Consider the following 18,555-nt stretch of genomic DNA (forward strand, 5'->3'; position numbering starts at 1 on the left):
GACCATAACTGTCCTATAGCTGAAATAGCGTGGTCGGCATGAAGCCGTTCGAGATCGACATCCCCCAGTCCGACATCGACGACCTGCACCGCCGCCTCGACCAGACCCGCTGGCCGAACGAACCGGTGGGCGCGAGCTGGGCCCAGGGCACGCCGCAGGCACATCTGAAGGAACTCTTACACCACTGGCGGAACTTCGACTGGCGCGAGCAGGAGCGGCGGCTCAACAAGATCCCGCAGTTCGTCACCGAGATCGAGGGCACCGAGCTGCACTTCATCCACGTCCGCAGCGCCAACGAGGACGCCGAGCCGCTGCTGCTCACCCACGGCTGGCCGGCGACGTGCTTCGCGTTCGCGGACATGATCGAACCGCTGAGCGAGGACTTCCACCTGGTGATCCCGTCGGTGCCGGGCTTCGGTTTCCCGGGCCCCACCACCGAACTGGGCTGGACCATCCCCCGCGTGGTGAACATGGTCGCCGAGCTGATGCGACGCCTGGGCTATGACCGGTACCTCGCGCATGGCTACGACTACGGCGCCATGCTCACCCGGCAGCTCGGGATGCGGGACGAGGTGAAGGCCATCCACGTCAACCAGATCTTCTCCGCCAGTGTCACCCAGGAGACGGCGGACATGGAGGTCGAGGCCGAGCGGAGGTCCGTGGAGAAGGCTTTCCGGTACGAGTTCGAGCAGTTCGGCTACGCCTCGATGCAGAGCACACGGCCGCAGTCGGTGGCGCACGCGCTCACCGACTCACCGGTCGCGCAGCTGGAGTGGATCGAGTGGGCGTTCCACGTGTGGAGCGACCCGGAGATCGGGGTACCCCTCGACACGTTGCTGACGAACGTGTCGATCTTCTGGTTCACCCGGACCGCTGGCTCGTCGGCGCGCTACTACCAGGAGGGGGACGAAACGTGGGGCGAGCTGGAACCGATGTCCGCGACACCGACGTCGGTCGCGGTGTTCCCGCACGACGGGGGCGTGCCGATCCGGCGGATGGCCGAGCGCAACCACAACATCGTGCGGTGGACGGAGATGCCACGGGGCGGCCACTTCGCGGCGCTGGAGGTGCCGGAGCTGATGGCCCAGGAACTGCGAGAGGCGTTTCTCCTGCGAGGATAGCGTGATCACATGAGGTGCCCGGAGCGGCTACGGTGATCACCGTGCGGTTCACGGTCTTCGGCGCGACCGAGTTCGGTCCGACGCGCCTCGGCGCCCTGCTCGGCGTGCTGCTCGTCGACGCGGGCCAGGTCGTGAGCGCCGAGGAGCTGGTCGCGCGGGTGCTGGGCGACGCTCCGCCGCCCCGCGCCCGCGCGATGATGCAGACGTGGCTGACGAGACTGCGGCACACGTTGCCGGGCCTGGTGGAACGCGACCGCGACGGCTACGTGCTGCGGGTCGATCCACTGGAGATCGATCTACACCTGTTCCGGCACCTGGTGCGCACCGGGAAGACCGCGTCGGCACTGGAACTCGCCCGGGACGAGCTTCTGTCCACAGTGGACACGCCGTGGGCCCGGCAGCTGCGCGCGGACTTCGCGGAGGAACTGCTCGCGGCGCGGCTCGACCACGCCGACGAGCGGCTCGCGCAAGGCGAGCACGCGCAACTGGTCCCCGAACTGCGGGCGCTCGCCGCCGAGCGCCCGCTGGACGAGCGGGTCGCCGCCCAGCTGATCGAGGCGTTGCACGGCAGCGGACGCGCGGCGGAGGCGTTGCGGCACTTCGAGGTCGTCCGCACGGAACTGGCCGGTGAGCTGGGCGCCGAACCGTCCCGGCACCTCACCACGCTCCACCGGCGGCTGCAGGCCGCCTCCGCGCCACGCCAGCTGCCGGCCGCGCCCAAGCCGTTCACCGGCCGGACGCTGGAACTCGCGGAACTCGACCAGGCACCGAACGGCGTCGTGGTGATCACGGGCACCGGTGGCGTGGGCAAGACGTCGCTGGCCGTGCACTGGGCGCACCAGGCGATGGACCGGTTCCCGGACGGCCAGCTCTACGTGAACCTGCACGGTTTCGGCCCGAGCGGCGCCGCGGTGAGCCCCGGTGACGCGCTGCTGCGGTTCCTCTCGGCGCTCGACGTGCCCCGCGCCCAGGTGCCGCACGACCTCGCGGGCCAGTCGGCGCTGCTGAGGGACGCGCTCGCGGACAAGCGGGTGCTCATGCTGCTGGACAACGCGACGGACGCCGACCAGGTCGAGCCGTTGCTGCCGCACACACCACACGCGCACGTGGTGATCACGAGCCGCACGTCGCTCAAACCGGCCCACTCCCAGCGTTTGCCACTCGGCCTGCTGCCACCCGACGACGCCCGCGCGCTGCTGACCGCCCGCATCGGCCACGACCGCGCGCGAGCCGAGCCGGACGCGGTCGACACCGTGGTCCGCCGCTGCGCCCGTCTTCCCCTCGCCCTCGCGGTGGCCGGGGCACGCGCGGCGACGCAACCGGAGTTCCCGCTGGCGGCGCTGGCCGACGAACTGGCCGACCTCGACGCGTTCGCCGACGACGATGACGTCACGGCCGACCTGCGTTCGGTGTTCTCCCACTCCTGCAAGGCGTTGAGCCCCGCCGCGCTGCGGCTGTTCCGGTTGCTCGGGCTGATGCCGGGCTCCGACATCAGCCTCGCCGGCGCCGCGTCACTGGCCGCGCTGGACGTGCGGGAGACCGCGGCGCTGCTCACCGACCTCGCGACGGCGAACCTGATCGACGAACCGGAAGCGGGCCGGTTCACCTGTCACGACCTGCTGCGCGACTACGCGGCCGAACTGGCTCTCGCCAGCGAACGCGATGAGGCGCTGCACCGGCTGCTAGACCACCTCGCGCTGACGAGCGTCGAGGCCGGTGTCGCCTACACGCCGAGCCGCCACCGCCCGGCCACCCCGCACCCCGCTCCCGGTGTGGTGGTCCTCGAGTTCGGCACCCACGAGGACGCGCTGGCGTGGCTGATGGCCGAGCACCCGACGCTGATGGCGGCGATGCCCCACGGCACGGCGGCACAGACGTGGCTCATGGGCTGGTCGCTCGCCGACGCCCTGGCCCGCCAGGCCCGCTACCGGGATCTGCTGACGTCGCAACAACTCGCGGTCGCCGCCGTGGAGCAGCTCGACGACGCCGACGGCCTGGGCCGATCGCTGATCAACCTCGGCCGCGGCCTGAGCCGCATGCACCGGCCCGACGAGGCCACCGCCGCGCTGCACCGGGCGTTCGACGTCTACGAGGGCAACCCCGCGGGCCAGGCCGGGGTGCTGCTGAACATCGCGATGCTGTGCCCGGACGACCGGATCGACGAGGCGATGGAGCACACGCGGCGCGGGCTCGCGTTGTTCGAGGAGTGCGGCGACGCCTACGGGCAGGCCAACGCGCTGACCGGACTCGCTTGGGGCCACGGCAAACTGGGCCAGTACGCGAAGGCCGTCGAGTACGCCGAACGCGCGATGCGGATGTGGCGGGACATGGACCACCTGATCGGCCAGGCCGAGGCGTGGGACAACCTGGGCACCGGCCACCTCGGGCTGGGCGATCACGCGAAGGCCGCGGCGGCGTTCACCCGCTCGTCGGAGATGTTCCGGCTCGGCGGCGACCTACCGCTCGAAGCCAACGCGTACGAACAACTCGGCGACACCCACGCTGCCGCGGGTGCCGCCGAGGCCGCCGGAAACGCCTGGCGGAAAGCGGTCGAACTGCGCACCAGAGCCGGTCTACCGGCCGACAGCGCGCGGGCGAAGCTACAGACCGAAGGCCAGTAACACGTGGCCGTGCGGGTTCTCGTACGCCGACGAGTAACCGGACTGCACGTAGACCATGCCGTCCGACACCACCGCGCCCGCGCCGGGCCCTGCCAGCGTGCCGCCGCGCCCGGTCACACCGTTGACACCGCGAACGTCCTGAATGGTGTCGTGCGACCAGATGATCCGGCCGGTCTTCGAGTCGTACGCGCGGAACTTGCCGTCCAGCGCTCCCAGCCACACCACGCCGGGTGAGCTGGACACCGGCACACCGTGGGCCTGATAGCAACCGGGCTGGCCGGCCGCGCCTCCCGTGGAGCACCCGTCGGCGGGTGCCGGGGTCTCCCACAGAACGGTGCCGGTGCCGGGGTCCACGGCGAACAGCTTGCCGGGATCGGCGTAGTAGGTGGCGATGTAGAGCCGCTTGCCGTCGTAGCTCGACCCCCACTGGATGCCCGAGATGCCACCGCTGGGCAGCGGCACACCGAGCTGACGGCGCCACACGACCTGGCCCGTCGAGGCGTCGAACACGTGGTACACACCGGACTTCTGGCCGACACCGACGAGCTGCCTGCCGTTGACGGTGAACAGGTTCGGCGTCGCCCCGATGTCGTAGTCGAGGTTCGTGCCGTCCTTGAGGCCCGGGCAGTACCCCTCGGCGTCGGGCTGGTTGCACGCGTCGCGCCACGTGTCGGCGTCGGTGACCTGGTTGGTCCACCTCACCGCGCCGGTGCGGGCGTTCAGCGCCAGCAGCGAGTCGAACTCGCCGCCCTTGCCCGTGTAGTTCTGGCCCGTGCCGACGTAGAGCGTGCCGGTCCTGCGGTCGATGACCGGCGAGCTCCACACGCCGACACCGGACGGCTCGAACCGCTTGGCGCCGTTGGGCCACGTGCCGACCTGCACCGGTTCCGGCACCGTGTAGTGGCGCCAGACCATCGCGCCCGTGTCGATGTCGTAGGCGTCGATGTGGCCGCGGAACGTGCAGCAGTCGTGCGTGTTCGGCAGCATGTTCTCGGAACTGGACGTGCCGACGTACACCAGTCCGTTGTGGACGATCGGCGAGCTGGTGGTCATCGACGCGATCCCGGTGTCGAGCTGCACCTGCCACTTCAGGCGACCGGTGCGCTGGTCGAGCGCGAAGAACCTGCTCGCGCTGTCCCCGAAGAACACCTTGCCGTCGGCCACCGTCGGGCCGTCGGAGTTGAACGCGTACCGGTCGGCCTGCGGGAGCGCGTACTCCCACTTCGCACGGCCGGTGCGCGCGTCACGGGCGTAGAACTTCCCGTCGGGGCCACCGAAGTAGATCGTGTCCCCCACGACGGCGGGCTGACTGCGCACGCCGTTGTAGACGCCCTTGGTGTAGGCGAACGCCCACTTCAGCTTGAGCTTGCCGGCGTTGCCCGCGTTGATGCGCCATTCCGCGGACTGGTGCCGCGTACCGTTGAGGTCCTTGGCCCAGCCGGACCAGTCGCCGTTCGCGTGGGCCTGGGCGGGTGAACTGGTCAGCACCACTAGCGCCGCGGTGAGCAGCGCGGTTGTTCTGAGCATGGAATTTTCCCCCTTCCACCACCACCCTGGCAGTGGCGGAAGGCGGACGCGTCAATCCAAAGTCTCCGAAATGCCTAACCGATCGGTTGATGCGACGCCTGCGATCTCCCCTCCGCGTCGACGCCGTTCACACTCACCGGCACGACCACGAAACCCTGCCGCGCCAACTCCTCGGCGGGGTGCTCCTGCCCGCGGTGGCCCGGGACCGCGTCCCCGGCCGGACGCAGCACCAGCGGGCGCTCGCCGACGAGCGTGCGCGGCGCGAGCACGACCGCGGTGGGTTCGAGGGCCGCGACAGGACCTCCTGGCCCCGCTCACCGAGTGAGTGCCCGACCTTCCCAGCCGCCGGATCGCGCCCCTCCGCGGAACTGGCCGGCGCGGCGAGCACCATCGCCATCACGACGGCGGCCGCGGCTCTTCCGATCACCATGTCCTCATCTCACCTGCAACTCGTGAGTGTCCTGTGAGCGGGCTGTCACGGTTCTGCCACGACGACGTGGCCCGCGAACCCGGCGAACCGTTGTGACAGAGGCCCTCGGCCCGCGCTGATGTCGCGCCAGAGCCGGCGGTGCCGTTCCATCGCCGATCGATCGTTCACCTGCACGACGACGATCCCCTGCCGTGCCAGTTCCCGCGCGTACACGTCGGAACCGAGGAAGTTGAACACCAGCGGACGCACGTTGACCAGGGTGCGGGGCGCGTACACCACACCCGTCAACCAGCCCGTCTCGTACCTCATCGTCATGGTCGCGGGGCGGTGGTCGTCCTGCGAGGGGGCCGCCGCCGCGCTCTGCGCCGTCAGCAAGAGGGCGCACGCCACGGCAACAAGGACTCCCCCAATTCTTCTGGGCACGAAAGCCATGGACACGATCTCACCGAGTCCGTGTGCGCTGAACGTCCGGACTATGTCACGGTTTTGCTACAGCGCCCTCGACGCCGTCGAGCAGAACTTTCAATCCACCGCGGAAGTTCTCCACCGCGTCGTTCTCCAGATAGGGCAGTTCCGGATCGATCGGCTCTCTATCGTTCTCGAGAACGTGCAGCATCGGGAACTTCTTGTCCAGGTCGGGCTCGATCTCCGCCAGCACGGCCGACCGCGCGTACCACCACTCCTCGTCGCCCTCACCGGTCGCGCGACCGGCGGCACGGGCCTCGGCGACGGTCTGGGCCGCGCCGCGCACGAAGTAGTTGATCGCACCGACGATGCCGCGCAGCTCACGGCCGGGCAGGCCGGTGGACACCAGGACCGCGGCCAGCGACTCGATCACCGCGAACTCGTGCGGCCCGAGCACCGGACGGGCCTGCGACACCTGCAGCATCCACGGGTGGCGGCTGTAGAACTCCCACATGTCGTGCGCCCATCGGGTGGCGGCGGACCGCCAGCCGTCGCCCAGCGGGTAGGACGCGGGCAGCTCGGCCATCGCCCGGTCGTACATGAGGTCGACCAGCTCGTTCTTGCCCGGCACGTACGTGTAGAGCGCCATGGCCGTGCGTCCGAGCCGCTCCCCCACCGCGCGCATCGAGAACGCCATGCCCTGCTCGTCGGCGACCTCGATGGCCGCGTCGACGATCGCGTCCACGCTCAGCCCCGGCTTCGGCCCGGACCGCTTCTCGGCGACCGACGCGCGCCAGAGCAGTTCGATGGACCGGCGCGGGTCGCCCTGACCTGCGTAGACGACCACGGTTGCGACTCCTTACAACGTAAAGTAACCTCGACGGCCGATACTTTACGGCATAAAGAACCAGCTTTGAACAAACACAGTGGGGGAATGCAGCGTGAACGCTGTCGCGGACAGCCATGACTGGATCCAGGTCCGAGGGGCAAGGGAGAACAACCTCGCGGACGTGTCGCTCGACGTCCCCAAGCGCCGCCTGACCGTCTTCACCGGCGTGTCCGGCTCCGGCAAGTCCTCGCTGGTCTTCGGCACGATCGCGGCCGAGTCCCAGCGCATGATCAACGAGACCTACACCGCGTTCCTGCAGTCCTTCATGCCGTCGATCGGCCGCCCGGACGTGGACGCGCTGCACAACCTGAGCGCGGCGATCATCGTCGACCAGGAACGGATGGGCGCGAACTCGCGGTCCACCGTCGGCACCGCCACCGACGCGCACACCATGCTGCGGATCGTCTTCAGCCGGCTCGGTGAGCCGTACGTCGGCACGTCCGGCGCGTTCAGCTTCAACCTGCCCGAGGGCATGTGCCCGGCGTGCGAGGGCCTCGGCAAGGTCACCACCATCGACGTGGACGCCATCGTCGACAGGAGCAAGTCGCTCAACGACGGCGCGATCGACGCCCCGAACTACGGCGTCGGCACCTGGTACTGGCAGGTCCTCGCGAACTCCGGCCTCTTCCCGGCCGACCAGCCGATCAGCACGTTCACCGAGCAACAACTGCACGACTTCCTCTACAAGCCGACGACGAAGCTCAACGTCGGCGGCAGCAACGTCACCTACGACGGCCTGATCGCCAAGCTGCAGCGCACGATCCTGTCCAAGGACCGCGAGTCCATGCAGCCGCACATCCGCGCGTTCGTGGACAAGGCCGTCACCTTCGCCACCTGTCCGGACTGCCGGGGCGCCCGCATCAACCAGGCCGCGCTGAACTCGAAGATCCGGGGCGTGAACATCGCGGACTGTTGCGAGATGCAGATCAGCGACCTCGCGCGGTTCGTGCACTCCATCGACGACCCGTCCGTCGCGCCACTGCTCGCGACGCTGCGGGGCACGCTCGACTCGCTGGTGGAGATCGGCCTCGGTTACCTCTCCCTCGACCGCGAGTCCGGCACCCTGTCCGGCGGCGAGTCGCAGCGCGTGAAGATGGTGCGGCACCTGGGATCGTCGCTCACCGACATCACCTACGTGTTCGACGAACCGACCGTCGGCCTGCACCCGCACGACATCCAGCGGATGAACGACCTCCTGCTCCGCCTGCGGGACAAGGGGAACACCGTCCTCGTCGTGGAGCACAAACCGGAGACCATCGAGATCGCCGACCACGTCGTCGACCTCGGCCCCGGCGCGGGCGTCAACGGCGGGCACCTGTGTTACTCCGGCGACGTCGCGGGCCTGCGCACGTCCGGCACGCTGACCGGCCGCCACCTCGACCACCGGGCGAAGCTGCGGCCGGAGTTCCGCTCCCCCAAGGGTTTCCTGGCGATCAGCGGCGCCAGCACCAACAACCTCAAGGACGTCTCGGTCGACCTGCCACTCGGCGTGCTGACCGTCGTCACCGGCGTCGCGGGCTCCGGCAAGTCGTCGCTGATCCACGGCTCGCTGCGCGGGCGCCCGGACGTCGTCACCGTCGACCAGTCGCCGATCCGCGGCTCGCGCCGGTCCAACCCCGCCACCTACACCGGCCTGCTCGACTCCGTGCGGACCGCCTTCGCCAAGGCCAACGGCGTCAAGGCCGCGTTGTTCAGCGCGAACTCCGAAGGCGCGTGCGAGAACTGCAAGGGCATCGGGCTCGTCTACACCGACCTCGCGATGATGGCCGGTGTCGCCACGGTCTGCGAGAAGTGCGAGGGCAAGCGGTTCACGCCCGAGGTGTTGCGCTACACGTTGCGGGGCAAGAACATCAGCGAGGTGCTCGGCATGTCCGTCGCCGACGCCCGCGACTTCTTCCCGTCCGGCCAGTCCCACGCCGTGCTCAGCCGCCTGCACGACGTCGGCCTGTCGTACCTGTCGCTCGGCCAGCCGCTCACAACGCTGTCCGGCGGTGAGCGGCAACGGCTGAAGCTCGCCATCCGCATGGCGGAGAAGGCCTCGACGTACGTCCTGGACGAACCGACGTCCGGCCTGCACCTCGCCGACGTCGACCAGTTGCTCGGGCTCCTGGACCAGCTCATCGACGCCGGCAACACGGTGATCGTGATCGAGCACCACCTCGCCGTCATGGCGCACGCCGACTGGATCGTCGACCTGGGTCCCGGCGCGGGCCACGACGGCGGCCAGGTCGTCTTCTCCGGCACCCCCGGCGAGCTCGTGTCCACTTCGGACACGCTGACCGCCCGGCATCTCAAGGAGTACCTCTCATGAGCCTGCTGACGGTGACCTCCGTCCTGCCGCTGACCCCGCGCATGACCCGGATGACGTTCACCGGCCCCGGACTCGACATCGGCACCTGGCCGGACCAGCAGCTCAAGCTGTTGTTCCCCAAGCCGGGCGGGTCCGCGCACGTCTCGGACGCCCCGGACGTCGGCACCTGGTACCAGGCCTACCTCGCGATGCCCGACGCCGAACGGCCGTGGATGCGCGGCTTCACCGTCCGGTCGCTGGCGGACGGGGTGCTGACCGTCGACTTCGTGCTGCACGGCGACAACGGACCGGCGTCGAGCTGGGCCGCCCGCGCGAAGGCCGGCGACGTCCTCGGGCGGTTCGGCCCCTCCCCCGACTACGCCCGCCCGCTCGGCACCGCGGACCTCCTGGTGTTCGCGGGCGACGAGACCGCGCTGCCCGCGATCGCCTCACTGCTGGAACTGCTCCCTGACACCCAGCGACGTCTCGTCCACGTCGAGGTCGCGGACCCGTTGGAGGAACAGGACGTCCCCGGCGTGCGGTGGGTGCACCGCAGCGCCGGGGAGGACCTGGTCTCGGCGGTGACGGCAGCGGAGATCGAGGCGTCCACGTGGGTGTGGCTCGGCGGCGAGGCCTCCGCGGTGCGCGCGCTGCGCAGGCACTTCGTCGGCCTCGGAGTGCCCAAGAAGGACATCGAGTTCGCCGGTTACTGGCGGCGGACCCTCACCCAGGACGACGCCCCGACCACCGAGGACCTCGCCGAGGCCCAGGAACGGATCGCCGCGCTCAGCGAGTGAACTCCAGCAGGGTGCGCCCGTCGGTCACCTGAGTCGTGGACACGAGCGTGAGCCCGTGCCGCGACGCCAGCCGCTCGAAGTCGTGGAGCCCTCGGTCCCGCCCGCCGAAGTGCACGAGCATGACGAGGTCGAACTCGCTGCTCTCACCGAGGGACTCCACGACCAGCAGTCGTCCGCCCGCGGGCATGGCCTCGGTACAGCGGGCCAGGATCCGGTGCGCGTTCTCGTCGTCCCAGTCGTGCAGGATGTCGAACAACAGGTAGGCGTCGGCCCCGGCCGGCAACGGGTCGAAGAAGCTGCCCCCGGTCACCTCGGCACGGTCTCCGAGCTCGTAGAGGCCGAGCACGGCACGCGCACCCGCCGCGGTGTCCTCCAGGTCGACGAGGTGCCCACGCATCGCCGGGTTCGCTTCGAGGATCGCGGCGAGCAGACTGCCGTGCCCGCCACCGACGTCGACGAGCGTGCCGAACCGCGACCAGTCGTAGTTCCGGACCACCTGTGGCACCCAGTTCCGCATGCGGTCGGTCATCTGCTCGTCGAACGCGTCGCGCAGCCGCCGTCGCTCGGCCAGGTCGGTCCAGAAGTCCTGGCCGTACCGCACCGGATAGGCGGGTTCGCCGGTGCGGACGCTGTGGATCAGATCGACGAACGCCAGGTCGGCGCGTCCGGCCGCGGAGTCGTGGTGCAGCAGGTTGTTCAGGTTGTTGTCCGCGTGCACGCGGAGCAGCGCGCCGAGGTCCGTGGTGCGGTAGCCCGCGGCTGTTCGTTCGATCACGCCGAGGGTCGTCAGGTGGGCCAGCAGCAGGTCGAGAGCGAGCGAGTCGACCTTCAACTCGGGTGCCAGTTCGGCTGCGGTGGCGGGGCTGTCACTCAGGCGGTCCGGTAGTCCCAGGGTCACGGCGACGCGCAGCGCCATCGGCGTGACCAGCCCGGACATCTCTCGAAGCCTCTGCACGTCAACGTTCACGTGGGTCAACCCTGCCACCACCGGCAACCGAATTTCGGTCAGCACTGAAGCAATAGTGTTAACACGTTTCTCACCTTCTGGACGTGGACGACGCGGCCACTCGATCGGCCTACTGTCTCGCCGCGACAGATCATCAGCAGAAGAAGCAGGTCACGCAGTTGTCCACTCCCGTCGCGCGGTCCGTGCCCGCCGCGATCAGATCGGTGCTCGCCCGCGACCGCTGGGCGCTCATCGGCACGGTCACCGTCGTGGTGATCGGTCTGGTCGCGATCTTCGCGGACGTCCTCACCGCCATCGAGGGCCACGACCCGTACACCTACGACGCGACCGCGCTCGATCCCGCGACCGGGCTGCCCGCCGGATCGTTCGGCGGGGTGAGCGCCGAGCACTGGTTCGGCGTCGAGCCGCTGACCGGCCGGGACCTGTTCGCGATCATCGTGCACGGCGCGCGGACGTCGTTCCTGATCGGTCTCGCGGCCACCCTGGTGTCGATCGGGCTCGGGGTGCTGATCGGCGCGGCCGCCGGTTACCTCGGCGGGTGGGTCGACCGGGTCATCACCTGGAGCGCGGACGTGTTCCTGGGCTTCCCGTACCTGGTGTTCATGATCGCCCTGGGCGCGGTGGTGCCGGTCGAGTTCCCCCGCGCGCTGCTGCTCATCGTGGTGATCGGGTTCTTCGGATGGCCGTCTACCGCGCGGATCGTGCGGGCGCAGGTGCTCACGTTGAAGGAACGCAACTTCGTGAAGGCCGCACGGGTGCTCGGCGCGTCGCCGTGGCAGATCTTCCGCACCGAGCTGCTGCCGAACCTCTGGGGCCCGGTGCTGGTCATGGCAACGTTGTCAGTGCCCGGGAAGATCGGGCTGGAGGCCGCGCTGTCGTTCCTGGGCGTCGGGGTGCTGCCGCCCACGCCGAGCTGGGGCCGGTCCATCAGCGCCGCCATCGACTGGGTGCAGGTCGACCCGATGTACCTGCTGATCCCCGGCTTCGCGCTGTTCGCCGTCACGTGGGGCTTCAACGCGCTGGGCGACGGGCTGCGCGACGCGCTCGACCCGAGGTGGAGCAAGCGATGAAGCACGCTTCGACCCGGCTCGGTGGCATGGTGCTCGTGCTGCTGATCGTCGCCTTCTGCACGTTCGTCGTGTTCTACCTGGTGCCGTCGGATCCCGCGCTGCTGGCGTGCGGCAAGCCCTGCACGCCGGAGAACCTCGCGCTGGCGCGGGAGTTCATGGGCTTCGACGAACCGTGGTGGCAGCAGTTCCTCACGTTCCTCGGCGGGATCTTCACCGGCCGGACGTTCGGCACGGGCGCGACCGCGATCCACTGCGCCGCACCGTGCTTCGGCTACTCGTTCCGGCAGAACACCGACGTGCTGGAGCTGATCGGCGACCGGCTTCCGGTGACGTTCTCGCTCGCGATCGGCGCCGCGGTGCTGTGGGTCGGCGCGGGTGTCGCGATCGGTGTGGTCGCCGCGCTGCGCAAGGACTCCTGGTTCGACCGGGTCGCGCTGGCCGGGTCGGTGATCGGTGTGTCCGCGCCCGTGTACCTGGTGGGGTTGCTCGGGATCCTCGTCCTCGGCTTCCAGCTCAACGTGGTCCCGGTCGGCAACTACACCGCGTTCGCCGAGAACCCGGTGCGGTGGGCGTGGGGGCTGGTGCTGCCGTGGTGCGTGCTGGCGTTCGCGCACGGCGCCCACTACGTGAAGCTCACCCGCTCGCAGATGCTCGAGACGATGAGCGAGGACTTCATCCGCACCGCCCGCGCCAAGGGCGTGCCGGAACGGGCCGTCGTCGGCAAACACGCGCTGCGCAACGTGTTGCTGCCCGTCGTGACGCTGACCGGCATCGAGTTCGGCTCGCTGCTGGGCGGCGCGGTGATCACCGAACGCGTGTTCAGCCTGCCGGGCCTCGGCGGTCTGCTGATCGAGGCCGTGCACTCCCGCGACCTGCCGACCCTGCTCGGCTGCACCTTGTTCGCGGGATTTCTCGTAGTCGTCGCCAACGCCGTCGTCGACCTGTCCTACGGCGTGCTCGATCCGCGAGCACGGCTCACCTGAGGGAGGAAAGTCCGTTGTACAGCAAGAAACTTCTTGCGGTCGTGCTCATCGGTGCCCTGGGGGTGTCGGCGTGTGGCGCGAACGACCAGAACGCCTCCGGTGACGCCTCCGTCAAGCCTGAAAAGGGCGGCACGCTCCGGATCCTGTCCGAGTCGCGCACGATCAACTTCGACCCGGCCAAGTCGCAGAGCCTCGCGATCACGTCGCTCGGCCTGGTGCACCGCAGACTGACCGGCTGGCAGAACGCCGTCGGGCAGCCCGCGAAGGTCGTGCCGGACCTCTCCGACACGGGCAAGACCTCCGACGGCGGCAAGACCTGGACGTTCGTGCTGCAGGAGGGCCAGAAGTTCAGCGACGGCACGCCGATCACGTCCGCGGACGTGAAGTGGGGAATCGAGCGCTCGTTCGCACCGGCGTTCGGCGGCGGCCTCGGCTACCACAAGGACCTGCTGGGCGGTGCCGACTACAAGGGCCCGTTCGAGGGCAAGGAGCTCGACTCGATCGAGACGCCCGACGCGAAGACGATCACGTTCAAGCTGACCCGCCCGTACGGCGACTGGCCGTGGATCGCCTCTACGCCCGCGTTCGCGCCGGTGCCGAAGGGCAAGGGCGCCGAGCCCGACTACCAGGAACACGCCATCGCGTCCGGTCCGTACCAGATCGCGACCTACACCAAGGGCGTCGAGGTCAAGCTCTCGCGCAACCCGAACTGGGACGGCGCCAAGGACCAGGTGCGGGCCGGCCTGCCCGACGACGTGGTGTTCCAGCTCGGCCAGGACGCCTCCGTCGTCTCGCAGCGCCTCGCCGCGGACTCCGGTGACGACAAGTTCGCGTTCGGCGCGTCGTTCGCCTCCCCCGCCCAGCTCGCGCAGCTGCAGGCCAACGCCTCGGCGAAGTCCCGTGTCGTGACGTCGAAGTCGGGCGCCGTCGCCTACCTGGCCCTGAACACGCAGAAGGCGCCGCTGAACAACGTCAAGGTGCGCCAGGCCTTCCAGTACGCGGTCAACAAGTCCGCGTACCAGATCGCGTCGGCCGGCACCGCCGCGCTGGCCGGTGACGCCGCCACGACGTTGATCACGCAGGGCATCGAGGGCCGCGAGCAGTTCGACCTCTACTCCTCGAAGCCCGAGGGAGACCCGGACAAGGCCAAGGCGCTGCTCGCCGAGGCGGGCTTCCCGAACGGTCTCGACGGACTCTCGCTGGTGCTCAACAAGTCCAACAACCAGACCGAGAAGGCCGAGGCCATCCAGGCAGCGCTGGCACGGGCGAACATCAAGGTCACCCTGCGCACGCTGGAGGCCGACGCGTTCGAGACCGAGACGAACCTCGCGGAGAACCCGACGTACGACCTCACCCTGTCGTCGTGGCAGCCGGACTTCCCCAGCGCCAACGCGAACATCCAGCCGCTCTTCGCGACCTCGGAGATCGGCAAGGGCGGCTACAACATCTCGCGGTACTCCAACCCCGAGGTGGACAAGCTGATCGAGGAGGCGCAGTCCACCGTGGACGCCGCCGAGGCCGGCAAGAAGTGGGCCGCGATCGACAAGCGGATCCTGCAGGACTCGCCGGTCGTACCGCTGATCTACACCCGCAACTCGTTCATCCACGGCTCGAAGGTCGGCAACTTCTACATCGCCGACTTCCCCGCCTACCCGAACTACCTCCAGGTGGGTATCAGCAAGTGAGTGCGCTGCTGTCCGTCGAGAACGTCTCGGTGGACTTCGGTTCCGGCTCCCCGGCGGTCAGCGAGGTCTCGTTCTCGCTGACCGCCGGGGAGGTCCTCGCCGTGGTCGGCGAGTCCGGTTCGGGCAAGACCGTGACCGCGATGTCGTTGCTCGGCCTGCTGCCGCCGAACGCCTCCGTGTCGGGGCGGGCGGTGCTGGCCGGGCGGGACCTCTACACGTTGTCCGCGGCCGAACTGCGCGAGGTTCGCGGCAACGAGGCCGGCATGGTGTTCCAGGAACCCATGAGCGCGCTCAACCCCGTGTTCACCATCGGCAGCCAGATCGTCGAGGCCGTGCGGGTGCACCGTGCGGTCTCGCGGGCCGAGGCCCGGGCACGGGCGGTGGAGCTGCTGGAACTGGTCGGGCTGCCGGCTGAGCGGTTCCAGGCCTACCCGCACGAGATGTCCGGCGGGCAGCTGCAGCGCGTGGTGATCGCGATGGCGGTGGCGAACGAGCCGTCGTTGCTGATCGCCGACGAACCGACGACCGCGCTGGACGTGACCGTGCAGGCCGAGATCCTCGGCCTGCTGCGGGGCCTGCGCGACCGGCTCGGCGTGGCGATCCTGCTGATCACGCACGACATGGGCGTGGTCGCGGACCTGGCCGACCGGGTGGTCGTGATGAACGCCGGGCGGGTGGTCGAGACCGGGCCCGTGCGACAGGTCTTCCAGCGGCCGGAGCAGGAGTACACGCGGACGTTGCTCGACTCGGTGCTGCGCCTCGACTCACGCGAGCTGTCCGCACGTCCGGCCGAGGCACCCGTGCTGCGCCTGGCCAACGTCTCCGTCACCTACGGCAAGTTCCGCGCGGTCTCCGGCGTGTCCCTGAGCATCGGCCGCGGCGAGACCCTGGGCCTGGTCGGCGAGTCCGGCTCGGGCAAGTCCTCGCTGGCCGGCGCGATCACCGGCCTCACCCGCTACAGCGGGCAGCTCACGGTGGCGGGCAAGGAGGTCTCGGCGTTGAGCAAGGCGGACCGCGGCCGGATCGGGCTGGTGTTCCAGGACCCGCTGTCGTCGCTCAACCCGCGCGCCACGATCGCGAAGTCGATCGCGCAGCCCCTGCTGCTGCACACCCCGTTGCGCGGCAAGGAGCTGACCGCGAGGGTCGACGAGCTGCTCGACGCCGTGCGGCTGTCGTCCGCGCTGCGCGACCGCTACCCGCACGAACTGTCCGGCGGCCAGCGCCAGCGGGTCGGCATCGCCCGTGCCGTCGCGCTCGGCCCGGACCTGCTGATCGCCGACGAACCGACGTCCGCGCTGGACGTCACGGTGCAGGCGCGGGTGCTCGACCTGTTCCGCGAACTGCAGCGCGACCTGCGGTTCGCGTGCCTGTTCATCAGCCACGACCTGGCCGTCGTCCAGCACCTCGCCGACCGGGTCGCGGTGCTGTACCGGGGCGTCGTGGTGGAGGAGGGCACCTCGGTGTTCGCCGCGCCGCAGGACCCCTACACACAACGATTGCTGGCGTCGGCGCTTACCGTGGACGTATGAGCACCAACTGGGCGGGCAACGTCACGTTCACCTCGGCCCAGGTCGTCAGCCCGACATCGGCCGACGACCTGCGTGCGCTCGTGCGTGGCTCATCGGCCGTGCACGTCCTCGGCTCGGGGCATTCGTTCAGCACGATCGCCGACACGACGGGCACGCTGGTGTCGCTGGCGGCCATGCCCGAGGTCTTCGAGGTCTCCGGCCGCACGGTCCGGGTGAGCGCGGGCATGACGCTCGCGGCGCTGGCCGTCCGGCTGGAGGCGGCGGGCCTGGCCCTGCACACGCTGCCGTCGTTGCCGCACATCACGGTCGGCGGCGCGATCTCCACGGCCACGCACGGCTCCGGTCAGCGCTCGCTCGCGGGCGCGGTCCGGTCCGTCGAGGTCCTGCGCGGCGACGGCTCGGTCGTCGAACTGGCCTCCGCGGGCGCGCCCGTGTCGATGGGCGGTCTCGGCGTCATCACCACCGTGACCCTGGACGTGGTGCCGACGTTCCAGATCGCGCAGACGGTCTACGAGGACGTCGCCTGGACGACGCTGCTCGTCCGGCTCGAGCAGATCTTCGACGGCGCGTACAGCGTGAGCGCGTTCGTCGACTGGCAGGGCGGCGCGACGCTGTGGGCCAAGCACCGCGTGGGCGACGAGGAGTTCGCCTTCCCGGGCCGCCCGGCGTCCGAACCCGCGCACCCGGTGCCGGGCCAGCCCGCCTCCCGCTGCACGTTGCAGGGCGGTGTGCCCGGCCCGTGGCACGAGCGGCTGCCGCACTTCCGCGCCGAGTTCACGCCGTCCGTCGGCGAGGAGCTGCAGACCGAGTACTTCGTGCCCCGCAGCCGCGCGGTGACGGCGTTGCGGGCGCTGGCCGAGATGTCGACGGTGATCTCACCGCTCGTGCAGGCCTGCGAGATCCGCACGATCGACGCCGAACCGCAGTGGCTCAGCCCCGCCTACGACCGCGACAGCATCGCGATCCACTTCACCTGGGTGCCGGACACCCCGGCCGTGCTGCGGCTGCTCCCCCGCCTGGAGGAGGCGATCGCGCCGCGGCCGCACTGGGGCAAGCTCTTCACCGTGCCGCCGGCGCTGCTGGCCGCCCGCTACCCGCAGTGGGACGCCTTCCGGGCGTTGCTCACCGAGCACGACCCGAAAGGCGTCTTCCGCAACGAGTTCCTGACCCGCTACTTCGGGTCGGCCGGGCCCCTCTGACGCAGCGCCTCCAGTTCGGCGTCGGAGAACCCGTAGGTCGTCACGACCGTCAGCGTCGCGCTGGTGATCACGAGTCCGGGACCGAACTCCTCGACGACGACACCGCGCTGGTTCTCCGACTCGAAGAACGGCTTGCCGCTGACGCCGAGATCGACCTCGGACGGCCAGAACACCGTCCGGCGCTCCTCGCCGGGGTGGAACTCGTGCGCGAACTTGAGCTGGTGCAGGAAGGTGATCCAGCCCTCGGTGATCTCGCCGTAGTAGTCGTCCCACTCGGGTGAGGTGCCCTTGGGCGCACGGGTCAGCACGACGCGCGTACCTTCCGGGACGGCGCTGAGGGCGAACGTGTCGTGGCCGTGGACGATCAGCGTGGTGCCGTCCTCCTCGGCGTTCGTGAAGAAGATCTCGTCGATCTCGGCGTCGAGCTCCGGTGCGTCCCAGCCGTGCCAGTGACGCAGCTTCTCCTTGTTCCGGAAGGACTCCCACACCTCCTCGACCGGCGCGGCCACGGTGATCTCGATCCGGACGCCTTCGTCACTCATCTGCTACTCCGGGATGGCCCAGGGCGACCACCCGGTACGGGCGGCCTGACTCGGTGTCGTACTTCAGGGCGATCTGCCGCACCGCTTCGGCCAGATCGCTGGTGAACTCGTGGACGGCCCCGGGCTCGCCGAAGCGGACCGTCGCCTCCACGGTGAACGTGAGCAAGCGCTTTCCCGCACCGGCCGCGGCGCCCGACATCCGCTCGACCTCGCGCGCGGTGTCCTCGGCGACCGACACCAGGTGCGTCGCGGCGAACTGGTCCTGCACGCCGGCGGCGATCTCGCGGCCCGGCTTCGCCCGCAGCACGCGTTCGACGCAGCCCCGCCGCTGCCGCTCCTCGACCAGCTCGACGAGTCCTGCCTGCTCCAGGGCCCGCACGTGGTAGTTGACGCGCTGTCTGGGCAGGTCGAGGGCCGCCGCGAGCTGCGTCGCCGAGGCGGGCGACTTCAGCAGTTCCAGCAGCGACAGGCGCAACGGCGACAGCTCCACGCCTAGCACA

Annotated in this window: 16 protein-coding genes; 10 read left to right on the forward strand and 6 right to left on the reverse strand. The window is 69.8% G+C overall.

Translation table 11 applies throughout. The annotated features are described in order from the left end of the window. Window positions 1-38: 38 nt before the first annotated feature. Window positions 39-1,121, forward strand: coding sequence for an epoxide hydrolase family protein (locus tag PV646_RS25965; RefSeq protein WP_500344793.1), 1,083 nt, complete (start codon window positions 39-41; stop codon window positions 1,119-1,121). Window positions 1,122-1,162: 41 nt separating this feature from the next. Then, the gene (locus PV646_RS25970; protein ID WP_500344794.1) at window positions 1,163-3,742 is read left to right on the forward strand and encodes an AfsR/SARP family transcriptional regulator; all 2,580 of its coding nucleotides are present in this window, start codon (window positions 1,163-1,165) and stop codon (window positions 3,740-3,742) included. Here PV646_RS25970 and PV646_RS25975 read toward each other — a convergent pair. Next, the gene (locus PV646_RS25975) at window positions 3,722-5,269 is read right to left on the reverse strand and encodes an outer membrane protein assembly factor BamB family protein (protein WP_500344795.1); all 1,548 of its coding nucleotides are present in this window, start codon (window positions 5,267-5,269) and stop codon (window positions 3,722-3,724) included. The genes PV646_RS25970 and PV646_RS25975 overlap by 21 nt on opposite strands. Window positions 5,270-5,358: 89 nt before the next feature. Between PV646_RS25975 and PV646_RS25980 the strand changes: the two genes are divergently transcribed. Next, window positions 5,359-5,736, forward strand: a complete 378-nt coding sequence (locus PV646_RS25980; RefSeq protein WP_500344796.1) for a hypothetical protein — start codon at window positions 5,359-5,361, stop codon at window positions 5,734-5,736. Window positions 5,737-5,744: 8 nt separating this feature from the next. On the opposite strand, the gene PV646_RS25985 is transcribed toward PV646_RS25980, so the two are convergent. Both PV646_RS25985 and PV646_RS25990 read right to left on the reverse strand, forming a co-directional pair. Beyond that, the gene (locus PV646_RS25985; RefSeq protein WP_500344797.1) at window positions 5,745-6,089 is read right to left on the reverse strand and encodes a hypothetical protein; all 345 of its coding nucleotides are present in this window, start codon (window positions 6,087-6,089) and stop codon (window positions 5,745-5,747) included. A gap of 88 nt (window positions 6,090-6,177) precedes the next feature. Continuing rightward, window positions 6,178-6,951: a TetR/AcrR family transcriptional regulator gene (locus PV646_RS25990; RefSeq protein WP_500344798.1), complete on the reverse strand. Its 774-nt coding sequence runs from the start codon at window positions 6,949-6,951 to the stop codon at window positions 6,178-6,180. Window positions 6,952-7,045: 94 nt separating this feature from the next. On the opposite strand from PV646_RS25990, the gene PV646_RS25995 reads away from it, so the two are divergent. Both PV646_RS25995 and PV646_RS26000 read left to right on the forward strand, forming a co-directional pair. Next, on the forward strand, window positions 7,046-9,304 hold the full coding sequence (locus PV646_RS25995; RefSeq protein ID WP_500344799.1) for an ATP-binding cassette domain-containing protein: 2,259 nt from the start codon (window positions 7,046-7,048) through the stop codon (window positions 9,302-9,304). Then, complete coding sequence (locus tag PV646_RS26000) at window positions 9,301-10,080, forward strand: siderophore-interacting protein (protein ID WP_500344800.1); 780 nt, start codon at window positions 9,301-9,303, stop codon at window positions 10,078-10,080. The genes PV646_RS25995 and PV646_RS26000 overlap by 4 nt, the downstream gene beginning before the upstream one ends. On the opposite strand, the gene PV646_RS26005 is transcribed toward PV646_RS26000, so the two are convergent. Next, window positions 10,070-11,047, reverse strand: coding sequence for a methyltransferase (locus PV646_RS26005; RefSeq protein WP_500344801.1), 978 nt, complete (start codon window positions 11,045-11,047; stop codon window positions 10,070-10,072). The genes PV646_RS26000 and PV646_RS26005 overlap by 11 nt on opposite strands. A gap of 83 nt (window positions 11,048-11,130) precedes the next feature. On the opposite strand from PV646_RS26005, the gene PV646_RS26010 reads away from it, so the two are divergent. Genes PV646_RS26010 through PV646_RS26030 form a run of 5 tightly spaced genes read left to right on the forward strand, consistent with a single transcriptional unit; the run spans window position 11,131 to window position 17,513 of the window. Next, on the forward strand, window positions 11,131-12,117 hold the full coding sequence (locus tag PV646_RS26010; protein WP_500344802.1) for an ABC transporter permease: 987 nt from the start codon (window positions 11,131-11,133) through the stop codon (window positions 12,115-12,117). Beyond that, on the forward strand, window positions 12,114-13,100 hold the full coding sequence (locus PV646_RS26015; protein ID WP_500344803.1) for an ABC transporter permease: 987 nt from the start codon (window positions 12,114-12,116) through the stop codon (window positions 13,098-13,100). Before PV646_RS26010 ends, PV646_RS26015 begins: the two co-directional genes overlap by 4 nt. Window positions 13,101-13,114: 14 nt before the next feature. Continuing rightward, window positions 13,115-14,785: an ABC transporter substrate-binding protein gene (locus tag PV646_RS26020; protein ID WP_500344804.1), complete on the forward strand. Its 1,671-nt coding sequence runs from the start codon at window positions 13,115-13,117 to the stop codon at window positions 14,783-14,785. Continuing rightward, a complete protein-coding gene (locus PV646_RS26025) occupies window positions 14,782-16,314 on the forward strand; it encodes an ABC transporter ATP-binding protein (protein ID WP_500344805.1) in 1,533 nt (510 codons plus the stop codon). Before PV646_RS26020 ends, PV646_RS26025 begins: the two co-directional genes overlap by 4 nt. After that, window positions 16,311-17,513, forward strand: a complete 1,203-nt coding sequence (locus PV646_RS26030; protein ID WP_500344806.1) for an FAD-binding protein — start codon at window positions 16,311-16,313, stop codon at window positions 17,511-17,513. Before PV646_RS26025 ends, PV646_RS26030 begins: the two co-directional genes overlap by 4 nt. On the opposite strand, the gene PV646_RS26035 is transcribed toward PV646_RS26030, so the two are convergent. Together PV646_RS26035 and PV646_RS26040 are read right to left on the reverse strand one after the other, a co-directional pair. Continuing rightward, window positions 17,486-18,055 (reverse strand): SRPBCC family protein, encoded by a 570-nt coding sequence (locus PV646_RS26035; RefSeq protein ID WP_500344807.1) that lies wholly within the window; start codon window positions 18,053-18,055, stop codon window positions 17,486-17,488. The two genes, PV646_RS26030 and PV646_RS26035, sit on opposite strands and share 28 nt — an antisense overlap. Beyond that, the gene (locus PV646_RS26040) at window positions 18,048-18,545 is read right to left on the reverse strand and encodes a helix-turn-helix domain-containing protein (RefSeq protein ID WP_500344808.1); all 498 of its coding nucleotides are present in this window, start codon (window positions 18,543-18,545) and stop codon (window positions 18,048-18,050) included. The genes PV646_RS26035 and PV646_RS26040 overlap by 8 nt, the downstream gene beginning before the upstream one ends. Window positions 18,546-18,555 lie beyond the last annotated feature (10 nt).

The organism is Streptomyces sp. ID05-26A, from assembly GCF_033794685.1.
Classification (GTDB): Bacteria; Actinomycetota; Actinomycetes; order Mycobacteriales; family Pseudonocardiaceae; genus Lentzea.